25 protein-coding genes and 1 tRNA gene are annotated in these 25,736 nt (G+C 39.6%); 14 read left to right on the plus strand and 12 right to left on the minus strand.

From position 1 onward, the window contains the following. Window positions 1-70: 70 nt before the first annotated feature. Genes C5470_RS05235 through C5470_RS05250 form a run of 4 tightly spaced genes read right to left on the minus strand, consistent with a single transcriptional unit; the run spans window position 71 to window position 3,750 of the window. Window positions 71-841, minus strand: coding sequence for a phytanoyl-CoA dioxygenase family protein (locus tag C5470_RS05235; RefSeq protein WP_166286552.1), 771 nt, complete (start codon window positions 839-841; stop codon window positions 71-73). After that, a complete protein-coding gene (locus C5470_RS05240; RefSeq protein ID WP_166286554.1) occupies window positions 838-2,076 on the minus strand; it encodes a hypothetical protein in 1,239 nt (412 codons plus the stop codon). Before C5470_RS05240 ends, C5470_RS05235 begins: the two co-directional genes overlap by 4 nt. Continuing rightward, on the minus strand, window positions 2,073-2,900 hold the full coding sequence (locus C5470_RS05245; RefSeq protein ID WP_036849824.1) for an MbnB/TglH/ChrH family RiPP precursor modification enzyme: 828 nt from the start codon (window positions 2,898-2,900) through the stop codon (window positions 2,073-2,075). Before C5470_RS05245 ends, C5470_RS05240 begins: the two co-directional genes overlap by 4 nt. After that, entirely contained in the window at window positions 2,893-3,750 is an 858-nt protein-coding gene (locus C5470_RS05250; RefSeq protein ID WP_166286556.1) for a hypothetical protein, read from the minus strand. Before C5470_RS05250 ends, C5470_RS05245 begins: the two co-directional genes overlap by 8 nt. Window positions 3,751-4,589: 839 nt before the next feature. Here C5470_RS05250 and C5470_RS05255 point away from each other — a divergent pair. Both C5470_RS05255 and C5470_RS05260 read left to right on the plus strand, forming a co-directional pair. Beyond that, on the plus strand, window positions 4,590-6,986 hold the full coding sequence (locus tag C5470_RS05255; protein WP_242687812.1) for an RHS repeat domain-containing protein: 2,397 nt from the start codon (window positions 4,590-4,592) through the stop codon (window positions 6,984-6,986). Continuing rightward, the gene (locus C5470_RS05260; RefSeq protein WP_166286558.1) at window positions 6,986-7,339 is read left to right on the plus strand and encodes a hypothetical protein; all 354 of its coding nucleotides are present in this window, start codon (window positions 6,986-6,988) and stop codon (window positions 7,337-7,339) included. Before C5470_RS05255 ends, C5470_RS05260 begins: the two co-directional genes overlap by 1 nt. Before the next feature lie 131 nt (window positions 7,340-7,470). On the opposite strand, the gene fbaA is transcribed toward C5470_RS05260, so the two are convergent. The 3 genes from fbaA to epd form a co-directional block, all read right to left on the minus strand. Further along, entirely contained in the window at window positions 7,471-8,547 is a 1,077-nt protein-coding gene (fbaA, locus tag C5470_RS05265) for a class II fructose-bisphosphate aldolase (protein WP_023044242.1), read from the minus strand. 53 nt (window positions 8,548-8,600) lie between these two features. After that, complete coding sequence (pgk, locus tag C5470_RS05270; protein WP_166286560.1) at window positions 8,601-9,764, minus strand: phosphoglycerate kinase; 1,164 nt, start codon at window positions 9,762-9,764, stop codon at window positions 8,601-8,603. An 85-nt stretch (window positions 9,765-9,849) separates the two neighbouring features. Continuing rightward, window positions 9,850-10,869: an erythrose-4-phosphate dehydrogenase gene (epd, locus tag C5470_RS05275; protein ID WP_166286562.1), complete on the minus strand. Its 1,020-nt coding sequence runs from the start codon at window positions 10,867-10,869 to the stop codon at window positions 9,850-9,852. 454 nt (window positions 10,870-11,323) lie between these two features. Here epd and C5470_RS05280 point away from each other — a divergent pair, with 454 nt between their 5' ends. Continuing rightward, complete coding sequence (locus C5470_RS05280) at window positions 11,324-11,722, plus strand: MarR family winged helix-turn-helix transcriptional regulator (RefSeq protein ID WP_207626895.1); 399 nt, start codon at window positions 11,324-11,326, stop codon at window positions 11,720-11,722. Between the two features lie 136 nt (window positions 11,723-11,858). Next, window positions 11,859-12,230, plus strand: a complete 372-nt coding sequence (locus C5470_RS05285; RefSeq protein ID WP_166286564.1) for an antibiotic biosynthesis monooxygenase family protein — start codon at window positions 11,859-11,861, stop codon at window positions 12,228-12,230. Between the two features lie 203 nt (window positions 12,231-12,433). Here the strand turns inward: C5470_RS05285 and tkt are convergent, their stop codons facing one another. Then, window positions 12,434-14,428: a transketolase gene (gene tkt / locus C5470_RS05290; RefSeq protein WP_166286566.1), complete on the minus strand. Its 1,995-nt coding sequence runs from the start codon at window positions 14,426-14,428 to the stop codon at window positions 12,434-12,436. A 552-nt stretch (window positions 14,429-14,980) separates the two neighbouring features. On the opposite strand from tkt, the gene C5470_RS05295 reads away from it, so the two are divergent. The 4 genes from C5470_RS05295 (at window position 14,981) to C5470_RS05310 (ending at window position 17,915) form a co-directional block, all read left to right on the plus strand. Further along, entirely contained in the window at window positions 14,981-15,670 is a 690-nt protein-coding gene (locus tag C5470_RS05295) for a PAS domain-containing protein (protein WP_166286568.1), read from the plus strand. 110 nt (window positions 15,671-15,780) lie between these two features. Continuing rightward, entirely contained in the window at window positions 15,781-16,419 is a 639-nt protein-coding gene (locus C5470_RS05300; RefSeq protein WP_166286648.1) for a helix-turn-helix transcriptional regulator, read from the plus strand. A 17-nt stretch (window positions 16,420-16,436) separates the two neighbouring features. Beyond that, the gene (locus C5470_RS05305; RefSeq protein ID WP_166286570.1) at window positions 16,437-17,105 is read left to right on the plus strand and encodes a helix-turn-helix transcriptional regulator; all 669 of its coding nucleotides are present in this window, start codon (window positions 16,437-16,439) and stop codon (window positions 17,103-17,105) included. A gap of 543 nt (window positions 17,106-17,648) precedes the next feature. After that, window positions 17,649-17,915: a helix-turn-helix domain-containing protein gene (locus C5470_RS05310; RefSeq protein WP_166286572.1), complete on the plus strand. Its 267-nt coding sequence runs from the start codon at window positions 17,649-17,651 to the stop codon at window positions 17,913-17,915. A 111-nt stretch (window positions 17,916-18,026) separates the two neighbouring features. On the opposite strand, the gene C5470_RS05315 is transcribed toward C5470_RS05310, so the two are convergent. Together C5470_RS05315 and dnaQ are read right to left on the minus strand one after the other, a co-directional pair. Then, window positions 18,027-18,103: transfer RNA gene (locus C5470_RS05315), tRNA-Asp, on the minus strand. A gap of 129 nt (window positions 18,104-18,232) precedes the next feature. Beyond that, entirely contained in the window at window positions 18,233-18,979 is a 747-nt protein-coding gene (gene dnaQ, locus C5470_RS05320; RefSeq protein ID WP_166286574.1) for a DNA polymerase III subunit epsilon, read from the minus strand. Window positions 18,980-19,036: 57 nt separating this feature from the next. Here dnaQ and rnhA point away from each other — a divergent pair, with 57 nt between their 5' ends. Beyond that, the gene (gene rnhA, locus C5470_RS05325) at window positions 19,037-19,507 is read left to right on the plus strand and encodes a ribonuclease HI (RefSeq protein WP_166286575.1); all 471 of its coding nucleotides are present in this window, start codon (window positions 19,037-19,039) and stop codon (window positions 19,505-19,507) included. On the opposite strand, the gene C5470_RS05330 is transcribed toward rnhA, so the two are convergent. Continuing rightward, window positions 19,504-20,220, minus strand: a complete 717-nt coding sequence (locus C5470_RS05330; RefSeq protein WP_166286576.1) for a class I SAM-dependent methyltransferase — start codon at window positions 20,218-20,220, stop codon at window positions 19,504-19,506. The two genes, rnhA and C5470_RS05330, sit on opposite strands and share 4 nt — an antisense overlap. 42 nt (window positions 20,221-20,262) lie before the next feature. Here C5470_RS05330 and gloB point away from each other — a divergent pair, with 42 nt between their 5' ends. The 4 genes from gloB to C5470_RS05350 all read left to right on the plus strand — a co-directional run bounded on the left by gloB (window position 20,263) and on the right by C5470_RS05350 (window position 23,431). Beyond that, a complete protein-coding gene (gene gloB, locus C5470_RS05335; RefSeq protein WP_166286578.1) occupies window positions 20,263-21,015 on the plus strand; it encodes a hydroxyacylglutathione hydrolase in 753 nt (250 codons plus the stop codon). Window positions 21,016-21,086: 71 nt separating this feature from the next. Beyond that, on the plus strand, window positions 21,087-22,451 hold the full coding sequence (mltD, locus tag C5470_RS05340; protein WP_166286580.1) for a murein transglycosylase D: 1,365 nt from the start codon (window positions 21,087-21,089) through the stop codon (window positions 22,449-22,451). 324 nt (window positions 22,452-22,775) lie between these two features. Beyond that, entirely contained in the window at window positions 22,776-23,039 is a 264-nt protein-coding gene (locus tag C5470_RS05345; protein WP_166286582.1) for an antitoxin, read from the plus strand. Between the two features lie 2 nt (window positions 23,040-23,041). After that, on the plus strand, window positions 23,042-23,431 hold the full coding sequence (locus tag C5470_RS05350; protein WP_166286584.1) for a type II toxin-antitoxin system VapC family toxin: 390 nt from the start codon (window positions 23,042-23,044) through the stop codon (window positions 23,429-23,431). A 90-nt stretch (window positions 23,432-23,521) separates the two neighbouring features. On the opposite strand, the gene C5470_RS05355 is transcribed toward C5470_RS05350, so the two are convergent. Further along, the gene (locus C5470_RS05355; protein ID WP_166286586.1) at window positions 23,522-24,181 is read right to left on the minus strand and encodes an ISAs1 family transposase; all 660 of its coding nucleotides are present in this window, start codon (window positions 24,179-24,181) and stop codon (window positions 23,522-23,524) included. 310 nt (window positions 24,182-24,491) lie between these two features. Between C5470_RS05355 and C5470_RS05360 the strand changes: the two genes are divergently transcribed. Continuing rightward, complete coding sequence (locus tag C5470_RS05360; protein ID WP_166286588.1) at window positions 24,492-25,703, plus strand: MFS transporter; 1,212 nt, start codon at window positions 24,492-24,494, stop codon at window positions 25,701-25,703. Window positions 25,704-25,736 lie beyond the last annotated feature (33 nt).

Here is a 25,736-nt window from a genome sequence, read left to right on the forward strand (position 1 = left end):
TATCAGTAATTTAATAAACACTTCGCCCTATATCCAGAAAGGAAACAACATTCCCATGCTAAAAAATACATTATAAAATCCTTCTCGCTAAGTTATTTATCCATTGTGAATAATCATGGTTCTCATCACGTTCTACTAATGGAGGAAAAGACTTTCTTTTGAAGTCAAAATATTTACTTCTAAGATCACCTTCAGAACAACAATTGTATGTAAAAAAAATACACCTTCTCCTATTACCAGATAGATTTTCTTTTGACATATGCAATAAAAATGAACTAAAGATCAAAAGATCTCCAGCATTAGCCTGAATAGGAGTCCAATCATATTTCTCATATGTATTTTTCAATGCCTTACCTTTGCTATGAGGAATTAATTTTTTCTCAAATGGCTTATTTGAAATACATAAACAACCATTATCTATGGTTGTATCATCAATTGGAATCATTAAATTAAACATTTCCTTATTAATGAATCTAGTGAATGCAGGATAATCTTGATGGGGAGAAAATCCACCACCACCGCTTAATTTAAAATTAATTTTATCTTTAAATAAAAAATAATCTTCACCCATAACTAAAGATAATAATTTAGAAGATTTTTTTTCAATTTTATTTATAAAAAAAGCTTCTTTTGCATCAATAAAATTCTCTATTCTATTAAGTATTTTATTATTATCAATCACACTGGACTCATAGTATTTCATTATTTCCCCGGGAACATCTTCTCGGTCATCAAGAAATTGCACTGCTGAACTAAGTAGTTTTTTCTCCTTATGACATAAGAAATCCCGTACTAAGACATACCCTTGAGCATTTAATTCTTTTTTATATTCACTGATCATATCTTGTATAATTCCTCTCTTTCTATCACTTCACATATTTTTTTATCCAAATATTCTCTATTACTGTAAATAGAATTAGGATCAGTCTTTGATATTGATGTTCTAATCCAACAATCAGGCCTATCAATAGAAATGATAGCTATATTTCTTTTTTTAGCAATAACGGCAACCCAAATATCTGACATATTTTTTAATTGAAAAGACTCCATCGAAAATGAATACAACGATGAATGATAAGCCAATGTACCAGTACCTGGAATATTTACAGTAATATCATTATCAAGCGGCCGACTAAAGTGAACTCCCTTTTTATATTTATAATATGATGATAATGAATCTATATCAATAATATTCCCATGCACACATATAAATTGCTGCCGTTTATACTTTTCTATTTTCAATACAAGTTTTTCAACATAGTTTGGTGGATAAATTAGATCATCATCAAGCGTAAATAAATACCCAGATTTATTTTTTAATGGGAAGAACTTTGATGCATCACCAAAATCCCCAAAACGATGGCTCATATAAACTTTAATTTTATCTCTATTCAGAAATTGAGGTATCTTTTCGTATCCATTTAAATATACATTTAATTCATCTAATTGTGGATAGATAGAGTTAATAGCAATTTGTAAATTATATTCTCTTTCTGGTATACTCGCTAAAGATGCTATTCTCAAATTTCTATTATCAATTATTAGTTTAGTTGAAGGAACACCCTGAGGAAGTCTATATTTATTCCAAGTCCATACACCATGATTTTGGTAGATTCTTTTTATCTTCACATAATCACTTATGTAATTAGAAAATAATATTTCATCTTGACCTATGTTGTACCCATTAGATATATAGATAGTATTCTTCTTTCCATAGATTTCAATTACAGCATAATGGACAGCAATATGATCATAATGCCCATATTCACCATGTAAAGCATGTGTAGTAATAGAGTCATATTCATAAATGTTTAGTTTTTCTAGAGAATCACATAAGATCTTAAAATATTTTTTATCCAAAAAATTAGTTTCAAAACTTTCCCAATTCCCAGGTTCTTTTAAACCCAAATTAATAATTTTAGAAAAATAAGGATGTTCAGATAATGCTTCACTCCTTTGTTTATGAAATAACGGTTTGTTTTCTCTACCAGAGAAAACTATAACTATATAGTCAAAATCTTTTGGATTGAACCATATAATTTCATCATCAGGATGTGCAACAATTAAAAAGTTCATATTACTTTTCCATATACTCTCTTATATATATCACGAGCTATAGATATTTCATCAATAATAGTAGTGTAATCTTCAACATTAGAATCTCTTTCAATTATAACACCACTGACATCCGTTTTTGAAAGTGCAAACTCATATAATTCCCATACTTCATTCCATATATCATTAGCATGAGTGTCTATAATCATATCAAACTTATATGCCCCACCAGCCAAATGAATTTCTACAACATGATCTAATGGTAGTTTTAGCAAAAATTCTTTAGGATCATAATTATGATTTATTGAATTAATATATAAGTTATTAATATCCAACAACATGCCACAATCACTACCTTTAATTATTTTATTTATAAATTCAATTTCTGACAAATCAGACAAAGGCATTTCATAATAATAAGTAATATTTTCAATAATAAACCTATCACTAACTTGTGATTTTATTTTATTTATTTTTTCTATTATTTTGCATGCATTTTCAACTGAGAAGTGTATTGGCATTAAATGCCCAACCTCAATATCTCCATGCCGTGTTGCTGATAAATGATCACTATACCATTTAGGTTTTTTATCATTAACAACTTGCTTTAATTTATTTATATACTCACTATCCAAGCTCTCCTCACTTCCCAATGACATATCAAGACCATGAAATATAATTGGCACCTCGTTACAGCATTTTTCTAAATAAGTGTCGTCCTTATCCCAAAAAAATTTTTCAGAGTGTACTTCAAGAACATCAATATGTTGAATATTTTTATAAATTTCTTTCGAAAAAGATGACTTATAGTTAACACCAATACCAAGCTTTTCATATTTACTCATTGAGAATATCCTTAGCACTAAGAAAGATTAAACCATTTGAATTCAGCATGTTAAGAGAAGATATGAAGGTATCCTTGTCGATATCATAACATTCATTCACTTCATTAAATATATTACTAGCTAATATTATATTCTTACACGACAAGACAATATGACAGATAACATCACCTATCATACATGAAATAATTTCTCGGGATTTGTTTTTCTTATAAAACATAATATTACTTTCTCTTTCCATTAAATTTTCTTTCAAAATACCAGGAGGTTCTCCCTTATGAAGAAGATTTAGTAATACACTAATATTTTTAGTAAATTTTTTCACTCTCACTGTTGGATGAGAAATAACAAATACTTTTTCCAGAGGAGCTATATCAATCTTTGGTGTATAATCTATCCAATTATCATTCGTATTTTGAAGATCAATTATAAGGCTGTTCTTTTCTTTCTCATATAATGCAATTAATTTTAATACATCATCTCCAGTTGAGTCGATTATGAAACTACAAAAAACTTCAGATTCAATAACAGGGTTCCTTTTAACTTGATCACTAAAAGGAAGACTATTTAAATATTTTTCAAATTCTAACTCAAATTTCTCTTCACCTAAATATTTATATACATTGGTAAGTGCCGTTTTCAAACCATCCATTCTCTTTATTTTTTGCAAAATCGACGAACTAACAAATCTTCCGCCATTTTTCTTAAAAAAATCAATTAATACTCCTCTGCTTTCCGTAGCTATATGATATTTATCCATAAATTTATTTGGATTTTCATACATTTTTATCGAGTATTTCGGATTTGATATTAATTTTGATAAATATATGTTTATTTCTCTTTGATTCATCATTATACACCTTCCCCCCTAAATTCAATCAGAGGGGATTTAGTTTAATTGTTATGGACAATCAACACTATTACAAAGGACTTCAACTGATGGCTCAGATTCTTCAATAAATTCAATTTCCATTTTAACTCCTTATTGCTAATTACAGAATTGTTTTAAAAATATTAATTTATAATTAATATTTATATATAATGTTAGATTGATATTATCATATGTCAAATTTTTATCTAAAAATTATCATGGTGAAATAATGACCATAACTATTTAAAAATAAACAAGTTATAAGCTAAAGTGAGAGTTTCAAAATTACAACATGAAAAAATATCATGTTATCCTATCAGTATTAATAAGTGAAATAGCTTTCCATAATGGAACTAAATAACCTTAGATCTCTTTAAAAACAATCAACTCAAAGGTACGTAGACTAGACTTGCTTTTTGATCGGAAGGTATAAGCAATCATCCGGCTATCACCTCCAATAGAAAATTTATCAAATTACGATATTTTGAATGTTTCATTTAAGCAATGCGTTTTAACTAAACAAATACTGCCTCAACCAAATAACGTTTTCTCTGCATTAACAGTGAGATACAAATGATTCGTTATTTAAGCACTATCGGCATATCAAGTCGGCTAACCACTTGTTTTCCTGATGGTTGGCCGATCACACCTCTATCTGATACCTTAATTTCTATTAATACAATCTCAAAAATTACCAACGCGTTTGCATTAATAGCATCTCGATAAATCTCTTTCCTTGTCTATTTAGTGATATAAGGTCGTTTGGCTGTTGCTGTAACTTAAATTATTCTGAAGATTAATATCGTCTAAGGAGTTAAAATATGAGCAGTTATCATTCTGCAATCGACCAAAAAACACCATCGATCAGTGTATTGGATAACCGGCAGTTAAATGTACGCACGCTGGAATATCTACGTATTCAAGCTGAAGAAAACAGTAACGAACTGATCACTCGCTATGAATTCAATATTCAGGGATTTCAGGTAAAAAGCACCGATCCACGCAAGAACAAAAACCAAAGCGGCCCGAATTTCATTCGCGTCTTTAATCTTGCTGGTCATGTTCTACGTGAAGAAAGTGTTGATGCTGGTCGGACTATCACACTCAACGATATTGAAGGTCGCCTAATATTGATCATCAATGCAACCGGTGTCCGTCAAAACCATCGATATGAAGGTAACACGCTGCCCGGTCGCCTGCTCGCTATCACCGAGCAAGTACAGACGGAAGAGAAAATTACCGAACGCCTTATCTGGGCAGGCAATACAGCCACCGAGAAAGATCTCAACCTCGCCGGTCAGTGTGTTAGCCATTACGATACCGCGGGATTAACTCAACTGAACAGCCTTTCCCTGACAGGTACCGTTTTATCACAATCCCACCAGTTGTTGCTTGATAGTCAGGAAGCTGATTGGACAAGTGAAGACCAGAGCATCTGGCAGAAAAAACTGAGCAACGATGTCTATATTACCCAAAGTAAAACCGATACGACTGGCGCTCTGTTGAGCCAAACCGATGCAAAAGGAAACACACAGCGTCTGGCCTATGATGTGGCCGGGCAGCTCAAAGGGAGCTGGCTAACGCTAAAAGGCCAGAGTGAACAAGTTATTATCAAATCCCTGACCTACTCCGCCGCCGGACAAAAATTACGTGAAGCGCACGGTAACGGTGTTATCACGGAATACCGCTATGAACCGGAAACTCAGCGGCTTATCGGTATCACCACCCGCCGTCCGTCAGACACCAAAGTGTTACAGGATTTACGCTATGAATATGACCCAGTAGGCAATGTGATAGGTATCCGTAATGACGCGGAAGCCACCCGCTTCTGGCATAATCAGAAAGTGGTACCAGAGAATATCTACACCTACGATTCTCTGTATCAATTAATCAAAGCAACTGGCCGCGAAATGGCGAATATCAGTCAGCAAAGTCACCAACTTCCTTCTCCCGTTTCACCTTCTGACAACAACACTTATACCAACTACACTCGCAGCTACAGTTACGATCACAGCGGTAATCTGATGCAAATCCGGCACAGCTCACCAGCCACTCAAAACAACTACACGACAGGTATCACGATCTCAAATCGCAGCAATCGGGGTGTTCTCAGCACGTTAACTACCGATCCAAATAAAGTTGATGCACTGTTCGATGCTGGCGGTCACCAAACCAGTCTGTTGCCCGGACAGTCTCTGGTCTGGACACCACGAGGCGAATTGAAGCAAGTCAATAACAGCATAGGAAACGAGTGGTATCGCTACGGCAGTGATGGGATGCGGCGGCTGAAAGTCAATGAACAGCCAACACAAAATACCACACAGCAGCAGCGGGTCACTTATCTGCCTGGATTGGAACTACGCATAACACAAAACAGCGCCACCATAACGGAAGACCTGCAAGTTATCACGGTAGGTGAAACCGGTCGCGCACAAGTGCAGGCATTGCATTGGGAGAGCGGTAAACCAGAAGGTATCGACAACAATCAGCTACGTTACAGTTACGATAACCTTATCGGCTCCAGCCAGCTTGAACTGGATAATCAGGGGCAGATTATCAGTGAAGAAGAATACTACCCATTTGGTGGTACCGCATTATGGGCGGCAAACAGCCAGATAGAAGCCAGTTATAAAACTATTCGCTACTCAGGCAAAGAGCGGGATGCCACCGGGCTGTATTATTACGGTTACCGCTATTATCAATCGTGGACGGGTAGATGGTTAAGTGCAGACCCGGCAGGAACAATTGATGGACTGAATTTATACCGGATGGTAAGGAATAATCCAATTAGTTTACAAGATGAGAATGGATTAGCACCAGAAAAAGGAAAATATACAAAAGAGGTGAATTCACTTGATAAATTAAAATTTAAATTAGCGGCACGAAGCTCACATGTCGTCAAATGGGATGAAAGAGAAAGAAGTTATGCAAAAAATAGTTCGTTGAAAGTTGTTCGTGTAGGAGATAGCAATCCTTCAGGTTATTTGCTTGGTCATGAAGAATTGTTAAGAAGCATAGAACAAAGTCAAATAATATACAGCAGACTTGAAGAAAATACCTCCCTTACAGAAAAGTCAAAGGAAAATCTTTCCTTAGGAGCTGAGATATCCGGTTATATGGCAAGAACGATAAGGGATACAATATCAGAGCACAGCGAAGGACATAAATATAGAAGCAATCACCCTGATTTTTATGCAGAACAGACTTCTTTGCTTTAATGGATAAAAGTGAAAAAAACAATTATACAGGTGAAAGAAAAATTTATGCGGCAATGGAAGTTAAGACATATCATGATATAAAAAATAAAAAAACAGAATTACATGTCAACTATGCATTAGCTCATCCCTATACTCAATTCAGTAATGAAGAAAGAGCTATGCTACAAGAAACAGAACCCGCTGTTGCAACCAATAGAGAGTATAATTTCAAAGGCGTTGGAAAATTCCTGACAATAAAAGCCATAAAAAAATCACTAAAAGGACAAAATATAAATAAAATATCAACAGAAGCTATTAACATTCGCTCCGCGGCTATTGCTAATAAATTAGGAATGAGGAGAGCTTCACAATAAAAAGACTCATTTGGAATGCTACTTCAAATAAAATAAAGGTGTTTCTATAACATCATTAATTGAATATAGAAACACCCGCGAAAAACCCTCTGAATTTCCATTCAGGGGGTTACTGATAACATCAATACCAATTACAGCACATCAACCGCATTCAGTTCCCTGAAAGCCTGTTCCAGACGGACAATCATAGAAACCTGACCGGCACGCAGCCATACGCGTGGATCGTAGAATTTCTTATTGGGTTTATCTGCGCCTTCTGGATTACCCAGCTGGCCTTGCAGATAGCCTTCGTTCTTTTTGTAATAATTCAGAATACCTTCCCAAGTCGCCCATTGGGTGTCGGTATCAATATTCATTTTAACAACGCCGTAGCTGACAGCTTCCTTGATCTCTTCCGCTGTAGAACCGGAACCGCCGTGAAAAACAAAGTCCAGGCTGTTGTGTGGCAGATTAAATTTCTCAGCAACATAGTCCTGCGAGTTACGCAGAATTTTTGGTGTCAGCTTAACGTTGCCTGGCTTATAGACACCATGAACGTTACCGAAAGAAGCAGCAATAGTAAAACGTGGGCTGATAGCGTTCAGTTTCTCATAAGCATAAGCAACGTCTTCCGGTTGAGTGTATAGGGCGGAGCTATCCATATGGCTGTTATCAACACCATCTTCTTCACCACCAGTACAACCCAATTCGATTTCCAATGTCATATCGATTTTTGCCATACGAGCCAGATACTTACTGCAAATTTCAATATTTTCTTCCAACGACTCTTCTGACAGATCGATCATATGGGAAGAGAACAACGGCTTACCCGTCGCCGCATAATGCTTTTCACCCGCATCTAACAGGCCGTCAATCCACGGCAGCAGTTTACGCGCACAGTGGTCAGTATGCAGGATCACAGGAACACCATAATGTTCAGCCATCTGATGAACATGGTGAGCACCAGAAATTGAACCCAGAATAGCCGCTTGCTGACCTTCAGCTTTCACGCCCTTACCGGCAATAAAAGCAGCACCGCCATTAGAGAACTGAATGATAACTGGAGAACGAACTTTAGCAGCCGTTTCCAAAACTGCGTTGATTGAATCAGTACCTACACAGTTTACCGCCGGCAACGCAAAGTGGTTTTCTTTGGCTATTGCGAACACTTTTTGAACATCATCACCAGTGATGACACCCGGTTTTACGAAATCAAAAATTTTAGACATGTTACGTGGGTCCTGTTTAGAGCGGGCAGATAAAACTGCCCGTCATGACTTAATTACTGTTTTGCACGTTCTTCCAGCATCACAACCGCAGGCAATTTCTTTCCTTCCACAAACTCAAGGAAAGCACCGCCACCAGTAGAGATGTAAGAAATTTTGTCAGCAATACCAAACAGGTCAATTGCTGCCAGAGTATCGCCGCCACCTGCGATAGAGAATGCGTCACTATCAGCAATTGCGCGAGCGACAATTTCAGTTCCTTGGCGGAAATTAGGGAATTCAAATACACCAACCGGGCCATTCCACAGAATAGTTTTAGCGCTTTTCAGGATATCTGCCAAGCGTTGAGCGGATTCATCTCCCAAATCGAGGATTTGTTCATCATCTTTAATATCGCCGGTAGATTTCAAGATAGCCTCAGCAGTTTCAGAGAATTCTGTTGCGACACGAACATCAGTTGGCACTGGAATATCACAGCTTATCAGCAGTTTTTTCGCTTCTGGGATCAAGTCATCTTCATACAATGAACGGCCTACATTGTGACCTTCCGCAGCAACAAAAGTATTCGCGATACCTCCACCCACAATCAGTTGATCCGCGATTTTGGACAGTGTGTCCAATACGGTCAGCTTGGTTGAAACTTTAGAGCCACCAACAATAGCAACCATTGGACGGGCTGGCTTATCCAGCGCTTTACCCAATGCATCCAGTTCTGCGAACAGCAGAGGACCGGCACAGGCAACAGGCGCAAACTTAGCCACACCGTGGGTAGAAGCCTGGGCACGATGCGCCGTACCAAATGCATCCATAACATAAATATCACACAAAGAAGCGTATTTTTTAGCCAGAGTTTCGTCGTCTTTCTTCTCACCTTTATTAAAGCGAACATTTTCCAGAACAACCAGCTCACCTTCCGCTATGTCCACACCTTCCAGATACTCTTTTTCCAGACGAATCGGAGAAGACAATTTCTCTTTTAGGTAATCTACTACTGGTTTCAGCGAGAATTCTTCATTGTATTCGCCTTCAGTAGGACGGCCGAGGTGAGAAGTGATCATCACCTTGGCGCCCTGTTTTAATGCTGCTTCGATGGTCGGCAAAGAAGCACGGATACGCGCATCAGAGGTGACTTTGCCATCTTTTACCGGAACGTTCAGGTCAGCACGGATCAAAACTCGCTTACCCGCCAGATCTAAATCGGTCATCTTAATTACAGACATGGTGAATCCTCTCGTTGATTCTCTAAATTGTTTAATCTTGTGCCGTGTGCAGATCTATTATTATGCACAGTCTGTCAGCAACAGATCATTTGAAACCCGTAGCAGCCATTGCTAACGTTGTATCCAACATTCGGTTAGCAAAACCCCACTCATTATCACACCAGACTAATGTCTTAATCAGATGTTGCCCACTGACCCGCGTTTGTGTGCCATCAACAATCGCACTGTGGGGATCGTGGTTAAAATCCGTTGAGACTAACGGCAATTCGGTATAGTCAACTATACCACGAAATGAAGTTGCTGCTGATTTTTGCATTAATTCATTGATTTTTTTGACATTCACTGGAGATTTTACTGTAACGCTCAAATCAATAGCAGTAACATTAATCGTTGGTACGCGTACTGAGATGGCTTCAAAACGGTCACAGAATTTTGGAAAAATCCGGGTTATCCCTGCGGCCAATTTTGTATCCACCGGAATGATAGACTGGCTGGCGGCCCGGGTACGCCGTAAATCCTGATGATAGGCATCAATCACAGGCTGGTCATTCATTGAGGCATGAATTGTTGTCACTGTGCCAGACTCAATCTCAAATGCATCATCCAATAATTTAATGATAGGAATAATGCAGTTGGTGGTACAAGAAGCATTAGATACAATGCGATCTTCTGCTGTCAGTAAGTCCTGATTCACACCATAGACCACCGTTGCGTCTAAATCATTACCGCCCGGATGGGAAAACAGCACCTTTTTTGCGCCACTGGCAAGATGTGCTTCCCCATCAGCTCTGCTGCCATATATCCCACTGCAATCAAGAACAATATCAATTCCCAATTCTTGCCAAGGCAATGCCGATATATCGGGTTGATGAAACAGACGAATATTATCGTCACCAACCTGCAACAAATCATTATTCAGACGCACATCCCAGGCAAAACGGCCGTGACTGGAGTCATACTTCAGCAAGTGGGCAATCCCTTCGGCCCCCGCCAACTCATTAACAGCAATAATAGCAATTTCAGCCCGACGCCCAGACTCATAAAGAGCACGCAAAATACTGCGCCCTATCCTGCCAAAACCGTTTATTGCTACCTTGATTGTCATGTTACTCCCTGAATATAGTTATTACCACGCAACCGTTTAGGATAAACGACGCAATCACTTATGTACTGATTGCTTATCACAAAATTGCTAAAACTGTGGCACAAAAAACTCTCCAGACAACAAAACGAAACGATTCAGCTACTGACAATGAGATTAAGGGAAAAGCAGATTGATGGCAATAGTAAAAAGTGATCAAAGTACAAAACGGAAAAACATGCCAGCATTTGATGTAAGTCAAATCCAATACATTGATCTATCAATACCATCCGCTTAAATATTGACAACCAGTTTCAATATATGGAAACTAGTTGTCGTTTATTGAAGTGCAAGATTAAGGAAGTAAATCGTGTCGATCAAGAAAACTCCGGCGTCTGAGGTATTCAACGAGATCACATTAGCAGTGTTCCGGCTCAATGCCCGATTGCTCTCTAAAGGGGATAAGCTCGTTGCCCCGTTGGGAATCACGAGCGCGATATGGCAGGTGCTCTGTGCGATTGCACTCGCACCACATCCACTCTCAGCGCCCCAGATTGCCGCAGCAATGAGCATCACACGCCAAGGTGCACAGAAACAACTGAATCTTGGATTGAAGGCAGGAATGGTGAAAACCATCATTAATCCCCGGCACGAACGTTCACCGCTCTATCGACTCACTGGGCTTGGTCAGCATACCTTTGATACAGCGACGTCGCTTGAAACCGAATGGATGGAATCGCTCGTGAAAGACGCTGAACTCAACGAGCTGAAAGTGACGTTGGACACATTACTCAGCCTGGTGGCTAGACTGGAAGATCCATCGATGCCAGATAGTGCTGAGGATTGGATTGTCAATCACGACAAAGCATGCGACTAAAATACGACGTACCAACGGATCGCTGCGCAATCTACGTTGGCATGTCTCCGTCATGAACCGTATGAATCACGCGGTTCACTTCGGCAAAATAGTGAAATAAACATAAATACAAACAAGTAACTTTCAGGAGATAAAGATGCTCAAGCTAGAAGAAATGGACACCCACGTGACCATGCGGGAACAATTATTTTCGAACACCGATGGCTCCATAGTGCTGATGAACATATTCCATGTTGATCCTTCACAGGCAGACATCCTGGTGGCCGCTTGGAAGGAAGATGCGGAGTATTTCCGGGCACAGACCGGCTTGATTTCTGCGCAATTGCATCGCGGGATCGCCGGCAGTGGTACGTTCATGAACTATGCTGTTTGGGAAAATCTGGAGTGCTTTCGCACCGCATTCACAAGCCCCGAATTCCAGGAGAAGCTTGCCAGGTATCCCGATGGAATGATCGGGTCACCACACGTATTTCAAAAATTAACCGTTCCTGGGATCTGCGTGGCATAAACCATTAGTAAGCTCGCCTAATAGCAGCGCGCCAATGAACAGTGGCAAAAAAACTGACCAAAACACGCGCTGCCTATGACGAGGGAAACACCGCCAGAAAATTCAGAAAGCGGTCACAACCTGTCTTCAATAATGATATTGTGCAAAAAAGAGCGCATCGGCTCAACATTTACCCCGGATGCGCTCACTTATAAACTAACTCATTATTTCAGCAGAGCTTTAGCCTTAGCGACAACATTCTCTACAGTGAAACCGAACTCTTTAAACAGCTGCTCAGCAGGAGCCGATTCACCAAATGTCTCCATACCCACGATAGCACCATGTATGCCAACATATTTAAACCAGTAATCGGCAATACCCGCTTCAACTGCAACACGCGCAGAAACCGCAGTTGGCAATACCGCTTCACGGTATGAAGCATCCTGCTTATCAAAAGCATCAGTAGACGGCATAGAAACTACACGTACCTTACGGCCTTCCTGAGTCAATTGATGATAAGCCCCTACTGCCAATTCAACTTCTGAACCTGTTGCAATCAAAATCAACTCTGGCTGGCCTTCACAATCTTTCAGGATGTAAGCACCCTTCTCAATATTAGCTAATTGCTCAACAGTACGTTCTTGCTGTGCCAGATTCTGGCGAGAGAAAATCAGTGCTGATGGACCTGTTTTACGTTCAATAGCGTATTTCCATGCAACCGCAGATTCAACCTGGTCACATGGACGCCATGTGCTTAGATTTGGCGTCACACGCAAACTGGCAATCTGTTCTACCGGCTGGTGAGTCGGGCCATCTTCACCCAAACCGATTGAGTCATGGGTATAAACAAAGATGCTACGAATTTTCATCAGTGCCGCCATACGCACTGCGTTACGGGCATATTCAACGAACATCAGGAAAGTTGCACCATAAGGTACAAAACCACCATGCAGAGCAATACCGTTCATAATGGCGGACATGCCAAATTCACGAACGCCATAATGGATGTAATTACCTGCTTGATCTTCGTTCAATGGCTTAGAACCTGACCACATCGTCAAATTACTTGGCGCCAGGTCAGCAGAACCACCCATAAATTCAGGCAGCACTTTACCAAAAGCTTCCAAGGCATTTTGAGATGCTTTACGACTGGCAATATTGGCAGGATTTTGTTGCAATTGTTCGATAAATGCTTTTGATTCGGTTTCCCAGTTTGCCGGTAATTCACCACTGGTACGGCGTTTGAATTCAGCAGCTAATTCAGGATATGCTTTTTCATAAGCAGCGAATTTCTCATTCCAGGTGGCTTGTTTCGCGTTACCAATTTCTTTTGCATCCCACTCAGAATAGATTTCCGCTGGAATTTCAAAGGCTGGATGACTCCAACCCAACACTTCACGAGTTGCAGCAATTTCTGCGTCACCTAATGGAGCACCGTGAGAATCATGCGTACCCGCTTTGGTTGGCGCACCAAAACCGATAACTGTTTTACACATCAGCAGTGAAGGTTTATCAGAAACTTGACGTGCTTCTTCAATCGCTGCTTTGACTGCATCTGCATTATGACCATCAACACCGCGAACTACATGCCAGCCATAAGCCTCAAAACGACCTGCTGTATCATCGGTAAACCAGCCTTCAACATGACCATCAATAGAAATGCCATTGTCATCATAGAAAGCAATCAGTTTGCCCAGCTTTAACGTTCCCGCCAGAGAGCAAACTTCATGAGAAATGCCTTCCATCATGCAACCATCCCCCATAAACACGTAAGTGTTATGATCAACGATATCATGACCAAGACGGTTAAATTGCGTAGCCAGAGTACGTTCAGCAATAGCAAAACCTACCGCGTTGGCAATCCCCTGCCCCAAAGGACCGGTCGTTGTCTCTACGCCTGGCGCATAACCATATTCAGGATGGCCTGGGGTTTTGGAGTGTAATTGACGGAAATTTTTCAGATCATCAATAGAAACGTCATAACCGGTGAGATGTAACAGGCTATAAATCAGCATAGAGCCATGGCCGTTAGACAATACAAAACGATCACGATCAACCCAATGAGGATCAGTTGGGTTATGATTTAAATAATCACGCCATAAAACTTCAGCGATGTCAGCCATTCCCATAGGCGCACCAGGGTGCCCTGATTTTGCTTTCTGCACAGCATCCATGCTAAGGAAGCGAATAGCATTAGCAAGGGTTTTACGAGTGGTCATTTTCTACTCCAAGTGGGATAAAAACGTTTAGGGGGATAATTTTCTCAGCACAGCGTACAAACCGCAATCTTTAAAGCCAAATATAAGGAAACTATCTTAATCTCACCTGAACGGCAATTCTTTGATTTACGTTACTGGTTTACATGAATTTCATCGTCATCAGCGTAATAAACAAACTTATTTAATTTATGACAATTTCCAGCTACCACATTGATTATTTATATTGAACATATATTACGTACCAATGAGCCATTAGTTATTTAATTTATAAATAATATGCAGAAAAAATGCATCCCAGATATCAATATCATCGCCACATCAATAAAAAAATAAATAATTTAAAATCAAATAATACTTATAGTTATATTATCTTATATGATGATTTTTTACATGAAATAATAATCAATTTAATTAACAAATATAGATAAATTAAAAAAATATTATTTTTTGACAAATTAATTATTGCAATCCATTATATAATCAGGTTATTCTAAATAGAATGAGAAAAATAGCTATTCAGATAATTACTTAATTAGCAATTAGGGGATTTCTGTGTTAAATATAAAAAACAAACCAAATAATATCACTCCGCAATTAATTTTCATGTGGGAAAAAAGTCATGAACCTTGGGGAGCTAAAGATTGCCAGTCAAGGTTTATCTATGCCAATCCGGCTTTTTATCAACTGCTCAACCTGCCGGAAGATTTCGATATTATGGGGCTTTCAGCGGGAGAATTACCCTCATCTACCGCAGAACATGAAGAAGAATTCTGTCGTCAAGATCAAAAAGTTATTCAGACTATGCAAACCGTCACGTCACTTGAAACTCACCTGTTTGGAAAAAATAACGTCAAACAAACCTACCGCTGTGATAAATATCCACTTTGTGATGAAAATGGTCACTGCATTGGTATCACTTTTCATCTGTCCAAAGCTCAAAATTTTTCTATTTCTTATTATCATGAAAAATCCTCTCCAGCCACTCTGGAATTTACGCCACCTAACGACATACTGACTCAAACTGAGTGGGAAGTGCTTTTTCTGACTCTACGATCACTAGATGAAGAGGGCATAAGCGAAGAATTAATGATAAGCATAGAAGATGTCGTAAATCATATTCAGTCAATTTACCAAAAATTTAATCTGCCACTGCATATAGAATTGGAAGGTTTCTGTAAAGAAAATAATTTTGATCTTTATATTCCAGAAAGATTTGTCTCTATTGGCAGCAGAGAGTTATAAATTTTCATTAATTCCAGAACCAAACTAAAAAATTAAATATTTTCTAACAAAATAGGAATTTTGTTGTGAGTTACAAAAAATTAACTGTATCGCCTCAAATTATTAACTTGATGGAAACCAGTCATGAACCGTGGGGTATAAAAGATAAAAGCTCCCGCTTTGTTTATGAAAACAAAGCAATGGCTATGTTGCGGGATCTTCCTGTTGGTTTTAATGTCGAAGGACGTCTCGACAATGATTTGCCTTGGAATGGTGCAGCTTTTGCAGAACAATTTCAAATACATGACAGAGCAGTTATGCAATCAGAACAAAGAATATGTTCATTAGAAACACATTTATACGGTAAAGAAAAATTACTTTCCTCATATTTCTTCGAGAAGTTTCCATTTTATAATGAAGATAATCAATGTGTTGGCGTTATTTTCCATGCCTGGAAAGCCGAAGCTTTTTCTCTGACACGCTTTTTTTACGGTAAGCTCCCGGCTTCTATCATGTTTCAGCCGCCCTCTGAGTTATTTACGCAACGGGAATGGGATGTCATTTTTCTATTTTTACAGAAACATACCAGTAAACAAATCGGGCGAATACTCAATATCTCTTATCGCACTGTAGAAACTCATATGTTACGAATATACAAAAAAATCGGTATTAATTCTGGTCAGCAACTGGATGAATATTGCCGACTTAATGATTTTGATCTCTATGTTCCTGAGAGATTTTTAAAGCCCGGAAGTAAAATGTTTATATAATATGAAAAATAAAACATATGAAAACCACACATAATATATCATCACAGATAATAAATACCATAAAAAATAGCTCCGATCCCTGGGGTATTAAAGACAAAAGCACTTGTTTCATTTATGAGAATAAGGCAATGGCCATGCTACAAGATATTCCCCTTGATTTGAACGTCGAGGGGCGTTTTGATTGTGAATTACCTTGGGCAGGTGCTATCTTTGAGGAACAATTTCAACGACATGATAGAACAGTAATGCATTTAGGTAAAAGTGTATATTCATTAGAAACACATATATTTGGTAAAGAAAAACATCTTTCTTCATATTTCTTCGAGAAATTCCCATTTTATAATGAAGAGAATGAATGTATTGGCATAATTTTTCATGGACGGAAAGCTGAAGCACTTTCTTTAAAGCAATTTTTTAATGGAAAACTTCCACCTTCCATTATGTTCTGTTCTCCATCAGAGCAATTATCTCAACAGGAATGGGAGATTATTTTTCTTTTTCTGGCGAAGCACAGCAAAAGAGAGATCAGTAAGATACTTAATATGCCTTATCAATCTATAAAAAATCATATGAAAAAAACATATCAGAAACTAAAAGTGAACTCTGATTCCCAACTGAAGGAATATTGCCTGGTAAATAATTTTAATCTTTATATACCGGAAAGATTTTTATTTCCTTACTTATAAACATTATCTTTATATTAAAATTATGAATCAATGAGAATGTAAAATAATTAATTTCACTACTCATAAATTAATATAAAAAATACCATTTCAGGCTCGTGATTTAAAAAAATCCATTAATGAATAGAAACAAGAAATGTATTTCAGCCTGTAAGAAACATACGCATAGAAAAAGAATGGATAATAATTTTTTTATTACACTCCAATATCAGCAAAAAATGTACTGCTAATGGAATGAAAATTTCATATCACACTGTAGAAAAATACTTTAAAAGTAACGATAAGAAACTATTAGTCAGTAGAGCTATTAAACCAAGAATACTTTTAATATATAATAATTATGACCTTTACATCCGGCAAAAATACCTTCAATATATAGGTCTTATTTTGTTATAAAATAACCGACATCATTATTAAGTAATCGTTTCGATAGCCTCTTTAATTAACCCTCATTGATAATCTGTACCCAATCACCACCAAGTGGTAAAAACATTGATAATTCATCTATTATCGATGTTTTTTAATAATTAAAATTAGGAGATTACGATGAATATTCAAGATTGGCATCCAGCGGATATTATTGCAGCCTTAAGAAAACAAGGGACAAACCTTTCAGCAGTCTCCCGCAAAGCAGGTTTGGCATCATCAACACTGAGTAATGCATTGCATCGTCCATGGCCAAAGGGGGAAGCGTTAATCGCCACCGAATTGGGTTTACATCCATCAGATATTTGGCCATCACGTTATAGACCTGGTAAAGAAAACAAGTTCCTGATCAAGGTTGCAGAAACAAGAAGTATAGAAAGCTGGTAGCTTCTCAATGTCTTATTTCAATGCAATTTCATCATTGCCAATAAAGAGACTACTGCATGAGATAAACGAGAAAGCCCCGGGCTATTTACCCAGGGCTTCGGAATCCATCTTTGGCGGTGCGGACGGGACTCGAACCCGCGACCCCCGGCGTGACAGGCCGGTATTCTAACCGACTGAACTACCGCACCGCGCAGCGTTCTGGTTAAGAACGAGGTAAATATTACGAACCCAAGATCATCCCGTCAATATTTTTTATTACAAAGTAGCGCACTTGATCAACTTTTCACCCTTAAAGGTGATTTATCTGCAATTTTATTTTAACTCTGTCCAGAAATTGTACGCCATAAACAGCTCCCGCCTTTCTTCTCAACTAAATCCAATCTGGATTCATGAGCAACAAGTTCTTCACCCGCTGCATAAATAACTTTTAAAGCAGTTTGAGGCCGGGCAATACGCTGCACTTCAGAAAAATGCGCATTGCCAGCAACGTCCCCTTCCATTGAGAATGTAAGAGAAGTCTGCCCGCCTGTCATGATCAGATAGACATCAGACAATATCTCGGCATCAAGTAACGCCCCGTGTAAGGTTCGTTTAGAGTTGTCTATATCATAACGATCACACAATGCATCAAGGTTGTTTCTTTTTCCCGGAAACAGTGCTCTTGCTAATTGTAAGCTATCAGTAATCTTGCAGAAATCAGCCGTTGGTGGGATATCACGGCCCAGTTTACCAAATTCATAATCCATAAAACCGATATCGAAGGGAGCATTATGGATAATTAACTCAGCGCCACGAATAAATTCAATGAATTCATCTGCAATATCAGCAAATATCGGCTTATCCTGCAAAAATTCATCACTGATTCCGTGAACTTCAAATGCCTCAGGATCAACCAATCTGTCCGGCTTAATATAGATATGAAAATGGCGGCCAGTCAGACGGCGGTTAACAACCTCCACGGCACCAATTTCAATAATGTTGTGTCCTTCATAGTGAACACCTAACTTATTCATACCGGTGGTTTCGGTATCAAGGACAACTTGTCGTGTAATCGCAGTGCTCATAACGCTTTTTTATGTCAGACTTAAGGTTTTGGATTGAATAAGAAGAGTCTACCAGATATGAGCAAGCAGGTAGAAATTTTCACCGATGGATCTTGTCTTGGAAACCCGGGGCCAGGTGGATATGGTGTTTTATTACGTTATCAACAACACGAAAGAACCCTCAGTGAAGGTTTTTATCGCACAACCAACAACAGAATGGAGCTGATGGCCGCAATTATTGGTCTGGAAACCCTGACCCGCCCTTGCAAAATTGTATTAACCACCGACAGTCAATACGTGCGCCAAGGCATTACACAATGGATCCATAATTGGAAAAAGCGCGGCTGGCATAAAGCAGATAAATCGCCTGTCATCAACGTCGATTTATGGCAACGCCTCGATCAAGCAATTACCCGCCATGATATTGACTGGCAATGGGTTAAAGGCCATGCCGGGCATGATGAAAATGAACGTTGTGATGAATTGGCTCGAACCGCCGCAAACTCACCAACAAGAACCGATGCCGGGTATGTCGAAAATACAGATTAATCGCGCTTTCGATAACATTTTGTCACCCCAACAGCACTACCCAGTTTGGGCCTTAATAGCGTCATTTTTATCTGGTTTAGCGTTAGTGGCAGTGTCCGCTTACGGGCAATAATCAAGCTTACACAACCAAATACAGGCAAATGCCGGTTAAAAAAACCGGCTTCATTTCGCCAAGGTAATACTTGAAAATTCCCACGATACATCACTTCATAATTAAGCAAACTCAACCAATCAAGTTGACGCATCAGGGAAAACATACGGCTGCAATAGGGTTGATGCCACCATAATCCTGGTACTAATTTCCCTAAACCCAGCAAACTCAATGAATTAAAACCACTGATGATAAGCCAGCCATCATCAATCATCACCCGGTCAACTTCCCGTAAAAGACGATGAGGATCAGCACTGTAAGCCAGCACATGACTTAACAAACAAGCATCAACGGACTTCTCTTCAAACGGCAGATGGTAAGGATCGGAAATCACCTGCATATTCTTTCCTTCCTTACCCACATTAATCTGATTAAAAATCGGACACTCCTTACTGTTAATTTCGGCACTCAAATTACCGACTTTCAACATATGGAAACCAAATATTTTCTGCCACCAGGGTTGTAATTGATGTTCCAAAGCGGCACGGTAATACTCCCCCCAAGGTAAATCAGACCAAGAAGCCGGGGGACTTATGTTCTGTGTTGTATGTGCAGATTTCATGGCTTCTTTTCCTTATAAACCGCTGTTAATAAGAGGTATACAATGGAGCTTATCAGCATTCCTGCCCTTTCGGATAATTACATTTGGTTACTTTGTGATGAGAATAGACACTCTGTAATCATTGATCCGGCAGAATCACAACCTGTTCTTGATACCTTGAAATCCCGTGGCTGGACACCCGATGCTATTTTACTTACCCATCATCATCACGATCATGTTGGTGGCGTCCCTGGGATTATTGATCAATTCCCTGATCTGCCAGTATACGGTCCAGAAGAAACCCAGAACAAAGGTGCCACAATAATAGTACGTGGAGGTAATAGCATCAATTTTGGTTGTTTTTCTTTCCAGATTATTGATGTTCCAGGCCATACTCTGGGACACATTGCTTTTTATCAAGCTCCTTACCTTTTTTGTGGCGATACATTATTCTCTGGTGGCTGCGGACGTCTCTTCGAAGGCACCGCAGAACAGATGTATGCATCTATCGGAAAAATAGCTGAACTGCCTGATGACACACTTATCTGTTGCGCCCATGAATATACCGTTTCTAATATGAAATTTGCTCATGCTGTTTTGCCCAATCAGGCTATTAGCGAATACCAGCAAAAAGTAACTAAAATGAGGGAAAATAATCAACCAACAGTACCAACCACGTTACAAACTGAGAAAAAAATCAATCTTTTCTTAAAATGCCATGACATTGATTTACAAAGAAATATTGGAATCACACCTCATTCTCAACCGCTTTCCAGCGTTTTCCGTCAGCTAAGAAGACAAAAAGACCAATTTTGATTTAGAGAGTTGCTATATCAAGCCAAGATAAGTATTATTGCTCGTCTTTTAAGCAACCATAAAAATTAATTATGAAGACAAAAGCGATTCTGTTCGCATCTGTCTTGCTGGTTGGCTGTCAATCCGGGCCTGATTGGTCGACGACAGCCGGGCAACGGGCACAGAATTCGTCTTCAACGAGTCTAAAAACAGGCAAGATAGCAGCAACTGATAGCACCAATCAGTTTGCTGCTTACTGGAAGGATGGTGATCCCAGCGCTCAACAAGAACTGTGGAGATACATCCGTGATGAGTTGAGGATGCAGATCCCTGATAATTACAGGGTTCGTGAACAACGAAATTATTACCTGAAAAACAAGAGCTATCTCCACGATGTCACTCTACGGGCTGAACCGTATATGTACTGGATAGTCAGGCAAATCAAGCAGCGCGATATGCCGATGGAACTGGTACTGGTACCCATAGTGGAGAGTGCTTTTAACCCGCATGCTACCTCACGTGCTAAGGCAGCAGGCCTGTGGCAAATTGTCCCGGATACGGGTCGCAACTACGGTCTTACTCAAGATAAATGGTATGACGCACGCCGGGACGTTGCTGCGTCAACAACTGCCGCCCTGAATCTGCTACAACGTCTTAATAAGATGTTCAATGGTGACTGGTTATTGACTATTGCTGCTTACAACAGCGGCGAAGGCCGTGTTATGCGCGCAATGAAAGAAAATACGGCAAAAGGCAGACCAACCGATTTTTGGTCATTATCACTGCCAAGAGAAACTGCGCTCTATGTACCTAAAGTTCTGGCGCTCAGTGATGTCATCCGTCACAGTGATAAATATGGCATTACACTGCCAAAATCCAATGATCAACGAGCACTTGATCAGATTGATGTTGGTCAGCAAATCACACTGTCTCAAGCCGCGGAAATGGCTGGCATGTCTCTGACGTCCATTAAGGCATATAACCCTGGATATAAACGAGGAGTCACATCGCCTAACGGCCCGCATTACATCATGCTACCAAAGGCAAAAGTTGATCAGTTCAAAAACTCGCTGGCAAATGAAACCGTCCTGAGCAATATGCGTCAGGAAGTTGCGAAAAACAACCGACGACTGAATAAACGAAGCCAATACAAAGTTCGTTCAGGTGATACATTATCCGCTATTGCAAAACGGTTTAATTCTTCCCCTCGTGAATTACAACGCATGAATAACCTTAAAACGTCCAGATTATTGAAAATTGGACAAATATTAAGGGTAAGTAATGACAACGCCATTATTTACCGTGTCCGCCAAGGTGATTCAATTGCCAGTATTGCTAAACGTCACGGTATCAATATCAAGGACGTAACGAACTGGAACAATGGCATCAAAACGACTGATATAAAGCCTGGAATTGAGTTAACACTTTATATCAATGAGTTTGTTGATGAGACTTAAGACCTTTTCCAACAGGTGTTTTATTGCTGTAGAAAAATAACCAATGGCCCTCTCTTTGGGCCATTTTCTTTATATTCTGCAAGATCAATTTAGGTTTATTACATTCTAAATCCGGCAAAGGAAATGAAGAATTAACATATTGTTTATCACAGAAAAAAGATAATGTTTCACACCGAACATGATTTTTGAGACATACAGAATCTGCCAATCTGTAGAAATTTTTTCTGCCCATTAACGAGTTAGTCCAATATACTAAAGCATATGCTTTGACATATGCCTGTTTGTAGCCTATGCTTTAGCATATGATTAGAGAAGGAGATTACAATGGAAAGAATAGCGAAACTATTTAAAAATGGCCGGAATCAAGCGGTAAGATTACCCGTCGAATTTGAGTTTGATACAGACCGTGTATATATCCGTCAAGACGATAACGGTAATATTATCCTGTCAAAACAACCAGCCAAACCAGATAATTTAGAGCATTTTTTCAATTTACTTGAAAAGACAACTGTACCTTCAACATTTCTAGATGCTGATGAACGGCAGCAAGGAATAGCAGATCGTGATCCGTTTGCTGGAGTGAAGTAATAATGTATATGTTGGATACAAATACAGTTAGTTATCTACACCGGAAACATCCACAAGTTGTAGCAAAAGTGAAATGTACGCCACTGTCAGAAATATGCATTTCCAGTATTACTGAAGCTGAATTACTTTACGGTATTGCTAAACATCAAAATAGAGTGCTGAAAGCCACGGTCCACGCCTTTTTAGATTCCATTAAAGTTTATGATTGGGATAGTGAAGCTGCAGCAAGCTACGGCACTCTAAGAGCGGCTATGGAAAAGAAAGGGAAAGTTATGGGAGCACTCGATCAACTTATCGCCGCTCACGCACTCAGCCGAAGGATCACTATGGTAACGAATGATAAAGCGTTCTCAATGATACCGGATTTGTCCCTTGAAGACTGGACATTATAAAAATAAAACCAGGAAATGTCCGAATCATAGAAATAATTTCATTACTCAGATTTTGCATCAACTTTATAATCAGGGCAAGAGCATGAGTGTTTATTTCTCACCCAACACCTGAAAGCCTGCAATTAATACCTTGTCCAAATACTCACGGCTCATATTAGCCCTATTCGTTTTTCGTCGTATGCTGGCTTTTATGCTGGTTTCTACACGCAACATATTCAGTGAGAGGTGCCGCATACCCGCTAATATCTCAGCACCGTTACCGCCACGAATGGCGCACGCATCTTCATTCATTGAAACATCGAGCACCCAATGAACACGGTTTTCAATACCCCAATGACCCCGCACTGCTGCCTTAAAGCGGTCTGTCTCAAGTGCTGCTGAGCTGATGTAATAATGGTAGTCCAATGATTCTTTTTTACTTTTTTTATCAAGCCGATATCGCATTGCCACGCCAATGCTTTTTAAACCTTTCCATTCTGGAAATTGCGCGGCAAGTTCTCCTGCCGGGAAAACAGGGTAGATACGTGCTATCGTGTCATGCACGGGTAAGCCGGTTTGAAAAAAGCCCTTTTCCTGAAGCCAATGGCGGCGCATGTTACCGAAGTCTTCAATATCTTCCCAGCCTTCAGCCCCCGTCAGGACGGCACACATTGTCAGAAACAGCACATCGAACAGGGGATAGCTGATTTTGGCAGACTGGCGAGGAGCATTGATTTCACCGAAGTACTGAGAAAAAGCATCAAATTCCATTGGGGACTCCCGAAAAAGGAGTATAAGATCACAACTGAATTCGTGGGTCAAATGGATTAATATTGATTAAATAATGTTCGCGATCTCACCCTGCTTTTTTATCCGGTATACTAACTAACAATCTTATTACCCTCACTTTCCCTACCAGCTTTCGTAGTACCTAATACTTCCACTATCCTATCTAAACTGGCCTAGCACGTCCTCCCCTCTGCGTATTTCACAATAGCCTTTCTGCATTACCGGTTCATCACGCTTTATCACAAGAAATATATAAAATAAACCTATATGCATACGGAGTTAAATTGATTTTATGAACAGCAAAACTCAATACCCATCAACGTTAAGGCAGAATACAAACTATACGTTTTTATTTATCCTTTCAGTCACCGTATTCTTCGTCGGAGCGACCGAATTCATGTTATCGTCTATGCTTACCCCTTTAGCAGTAGCCTTCGAGACGACTACCGTCGGAGCATCCTGGCTAGTGTCTAGTTATGCATTTTCCTATGCTCTGGCAGCCCCGGTACTCGGATATTTTTCAGATCGTGTTAATCGGAGCAGATTGCTTCTAAGTTCCTTATTGTTTTTCGCCGTAGATGGTCTCGCTATCATTCTGGCACCCACTCTTGAAATCGCAATCGCACTGCGGATTTTTGGCGGTATAGCATCAGCGGTCATCATACCGACAGTATTTGCCTTGATCGCCGATATCGTTCCTTATAACCGCCAGGCTGGAGCAATGGGAGTTGTTATGCTTGGCATGACTTTCGGTATTGCATTTGGTCCAGCCTTAGCGGGAATACTTACTGACCTCATTAGTTGGCAAGCACCCTTTTTATTTAGCTCGCTTGGCTGCACTGTCACATTTATCGCAGGGTTTTACTGTCTTCCGACGCCAATGGCGTCAAAAGAGCTTATAAGCCGGCAATTAGTCTGGTTTCGGCAATGGTCAATTATTAGACCACTCATTGCAAAAGGGGCCTGGAATGGTGCCGGTGTCTCTGCTTTTCTTCTGTCGGGAGAAGTTTTACATCAACGGTATGGATTTGGTCCAACCGAAATCGGCTTGACCGTTATAGCCTTTGGTATCGGTCTGGGGATAGGGAATATCTCAGCTGGTGGGCTTCGCAAGCTTTGTGGTCGAGAAGAAGCGACTTTAGTCGTTGTCAGCCTGCTACTAACTGGTGTGATCTCAGTTTTCATGCTCGTTCCAATTACACTCTTCGGTTCATTGGGATGTTTGATATTTTGGGGAATCGCGCTTGGTGCTGGAGCACCTTCAAGTACAGTGGTTTTGGTAACAAGAGCAAGTGCTAATAAAGGTATGGTTCTGGCCTTTGCAGAAACGTTCAATAATCTGGGCATTTTGAGCTTGGTACCGTTAGCGATGATAGGACTGGCAAAGGGAGGTCCCCCCGCAGCCATGATTGTGTTATCGGTAGGATTGGTTATCGGTATTGCATCGACAATATTAGATTTCTGGCTGACTCGTTCCAAAAGTTCAGCAGGCTCTTTGGTATAAATTCTTTGCCCTCTGGCTTTATCTCCCCGCCTA

Source organism: Photorhabdus stackebrandtii (assembly GCF_011189495.1).
Classification (GTDB): domain Bacteria; phylum Pseudomonadota; class Gammaproteobacteria; order Enterobacterales; family Enterobacteriaceae; genus Photorhabdus; species Photorhabdus khanii.

Coding starts and splice junctions, on each gene's coding strand:
- C5470_RS05235 (WP_166286552.1), bottom strand. CDS start 841: ATGATCAGTGAATATAAAAAAGAATTAAATGCTCAAGGGTATGTCTTA.
- C5470_RS05240 (WP_166286554.1), bottom strand. CDS start 2,076: ATGAACTTTTTAATTGTTGCACATCCTGATGATGAAATTATATGGTTC.
- C5470_RS05245 (WP_036849824.1), bottom strand. CDS start 2,900: ATGAGTAAATATGAAAAGCTTGGTATTGGTGTTAACTATAAGTCATCT.
- C5470_RS05250 (WP_166286556.1), bottom strand. CDS start 3,750: ATGATGAATCAAAGAGAAATAAACATATATTTATCAAAATTAATATCA.
- C5470_RS05255 (WP_242687812.1), top strand. CDS start 4,590: ATGAGCAGTTATCATTCTGCAATCGACCAAAAAACACCATCGATCAGT.
- C5470_RS05260 (WP_166286558.1), top strand. CDS start 6,986: ATGGATAAAAGTGAAAAAAACAATTATACAGGTGAAAGAAAAATTTAT.
- fbaA (WP_023044242.1), bottom strand. CDS start 8,547: ATGTCTAAAATTTTTGATTTCGTAAAACCGGGTGTCATCACTGGTGAT.
- pgk (WP_166286560.1), bottom strand. CDS start 9,764: ATGTCTGTAATTAAGATGACCGATTTAGATCTGGCGGGTAAGCGAGTT.
- epd (WP_166286562.1), bottom strand. CDS start 10,869: ATGACAATCAAGGTAGCAATAAACGGTTTTGGCAGGATAGGGCGCAGT.
- C5470_RS05285 (WP_166286564.1), top strand. CDS start 11,859: ATGCTCAAGCTAGAAGAAATGGACACCCACGTGACCATGCGGGAACAA.
- tkt (WP_166286566.1), bottom strand. CDS start 14,428: ATGACCACTCGTAAAACCCTTGCTAATGCTATTCGCTTCCTTAGCATG.
- C5470_RS05300 (WP_166286648.1), top strand. CDS start 15,781: ATGGAAACCAGTCATGAACCGTGGGGTATAAAAGATAAAAGCTCCCGC.
- C5470_RS05305 (WP_166286570.1), top strand. CDS start 16,437: ATGAAAACCACACATAATATATCATCACAGATAATAAATACCATAAAA.
- C5470_RS05310 (WP_166286572.1), top strand. CDS start 17,649: ATGAATATTCAAGATTGGCATCCAGCGGATATTATTGCAGCCTTAAGA.
- dnaQ (WP_166286574.1), bottom strand. CDS start 18,979: ATGAGCACTGCGATTACACGACAAGTTGTCCTTGATACCGAAACCACC.
- rnhA (WP_166286575.1), top strand. CDS start 19,037: ATGAGCAAGCAGGTAGAAATTTTCACCGATGGATCTTGTCTTGGAAAC.
- C5470_RS05330 (WP_166286576.1), bottom strand. CDS start 20,220: ATGAAATCTGCACATACAACACAGAACATAAGTCCCCCGGCTTCTTGG.
- gloB (WP_166286578.1), top strand. CDS start 20,263: ATGGAGCTTATCAGCATTCCTGCCCTTTCGGATAATTACATTTGGTTA.
- mltD (WP_166286580.1), top strand. CDS start 21,087: ATGAAGACAAAAGCGATTCTGTTCGCATCTGTCTTGCTGGTTGGCTGT.
- C5470_RS05345 (WP_166286582.1), top strand. CDS start 22,776: ATGGAAAGAATAGCGAAACTATTTAAAAATGGCCGGAATCAAGCGGTA.
- C5470_RS05350 (WP_166286584.1), top strand. CDS start 23,042: ATGTATATGTTGGATACAAATACAGTTAGTTATCTACACCGGAAACAT.
- C5470_RS05355 (WP_166286586.1), bottom strand. CDS start 24,181: ATGGAATTTGATGCTTTTTCTCAGTACTTCGGTGAAATCAATGCTCCT.
- C5470_RS05360 (WP_166286588.1), top strand. CDS start 24,492: ATGAACAGCAAAACTCAATACCCATCAACGTTAAGGCAGAATACAAAC.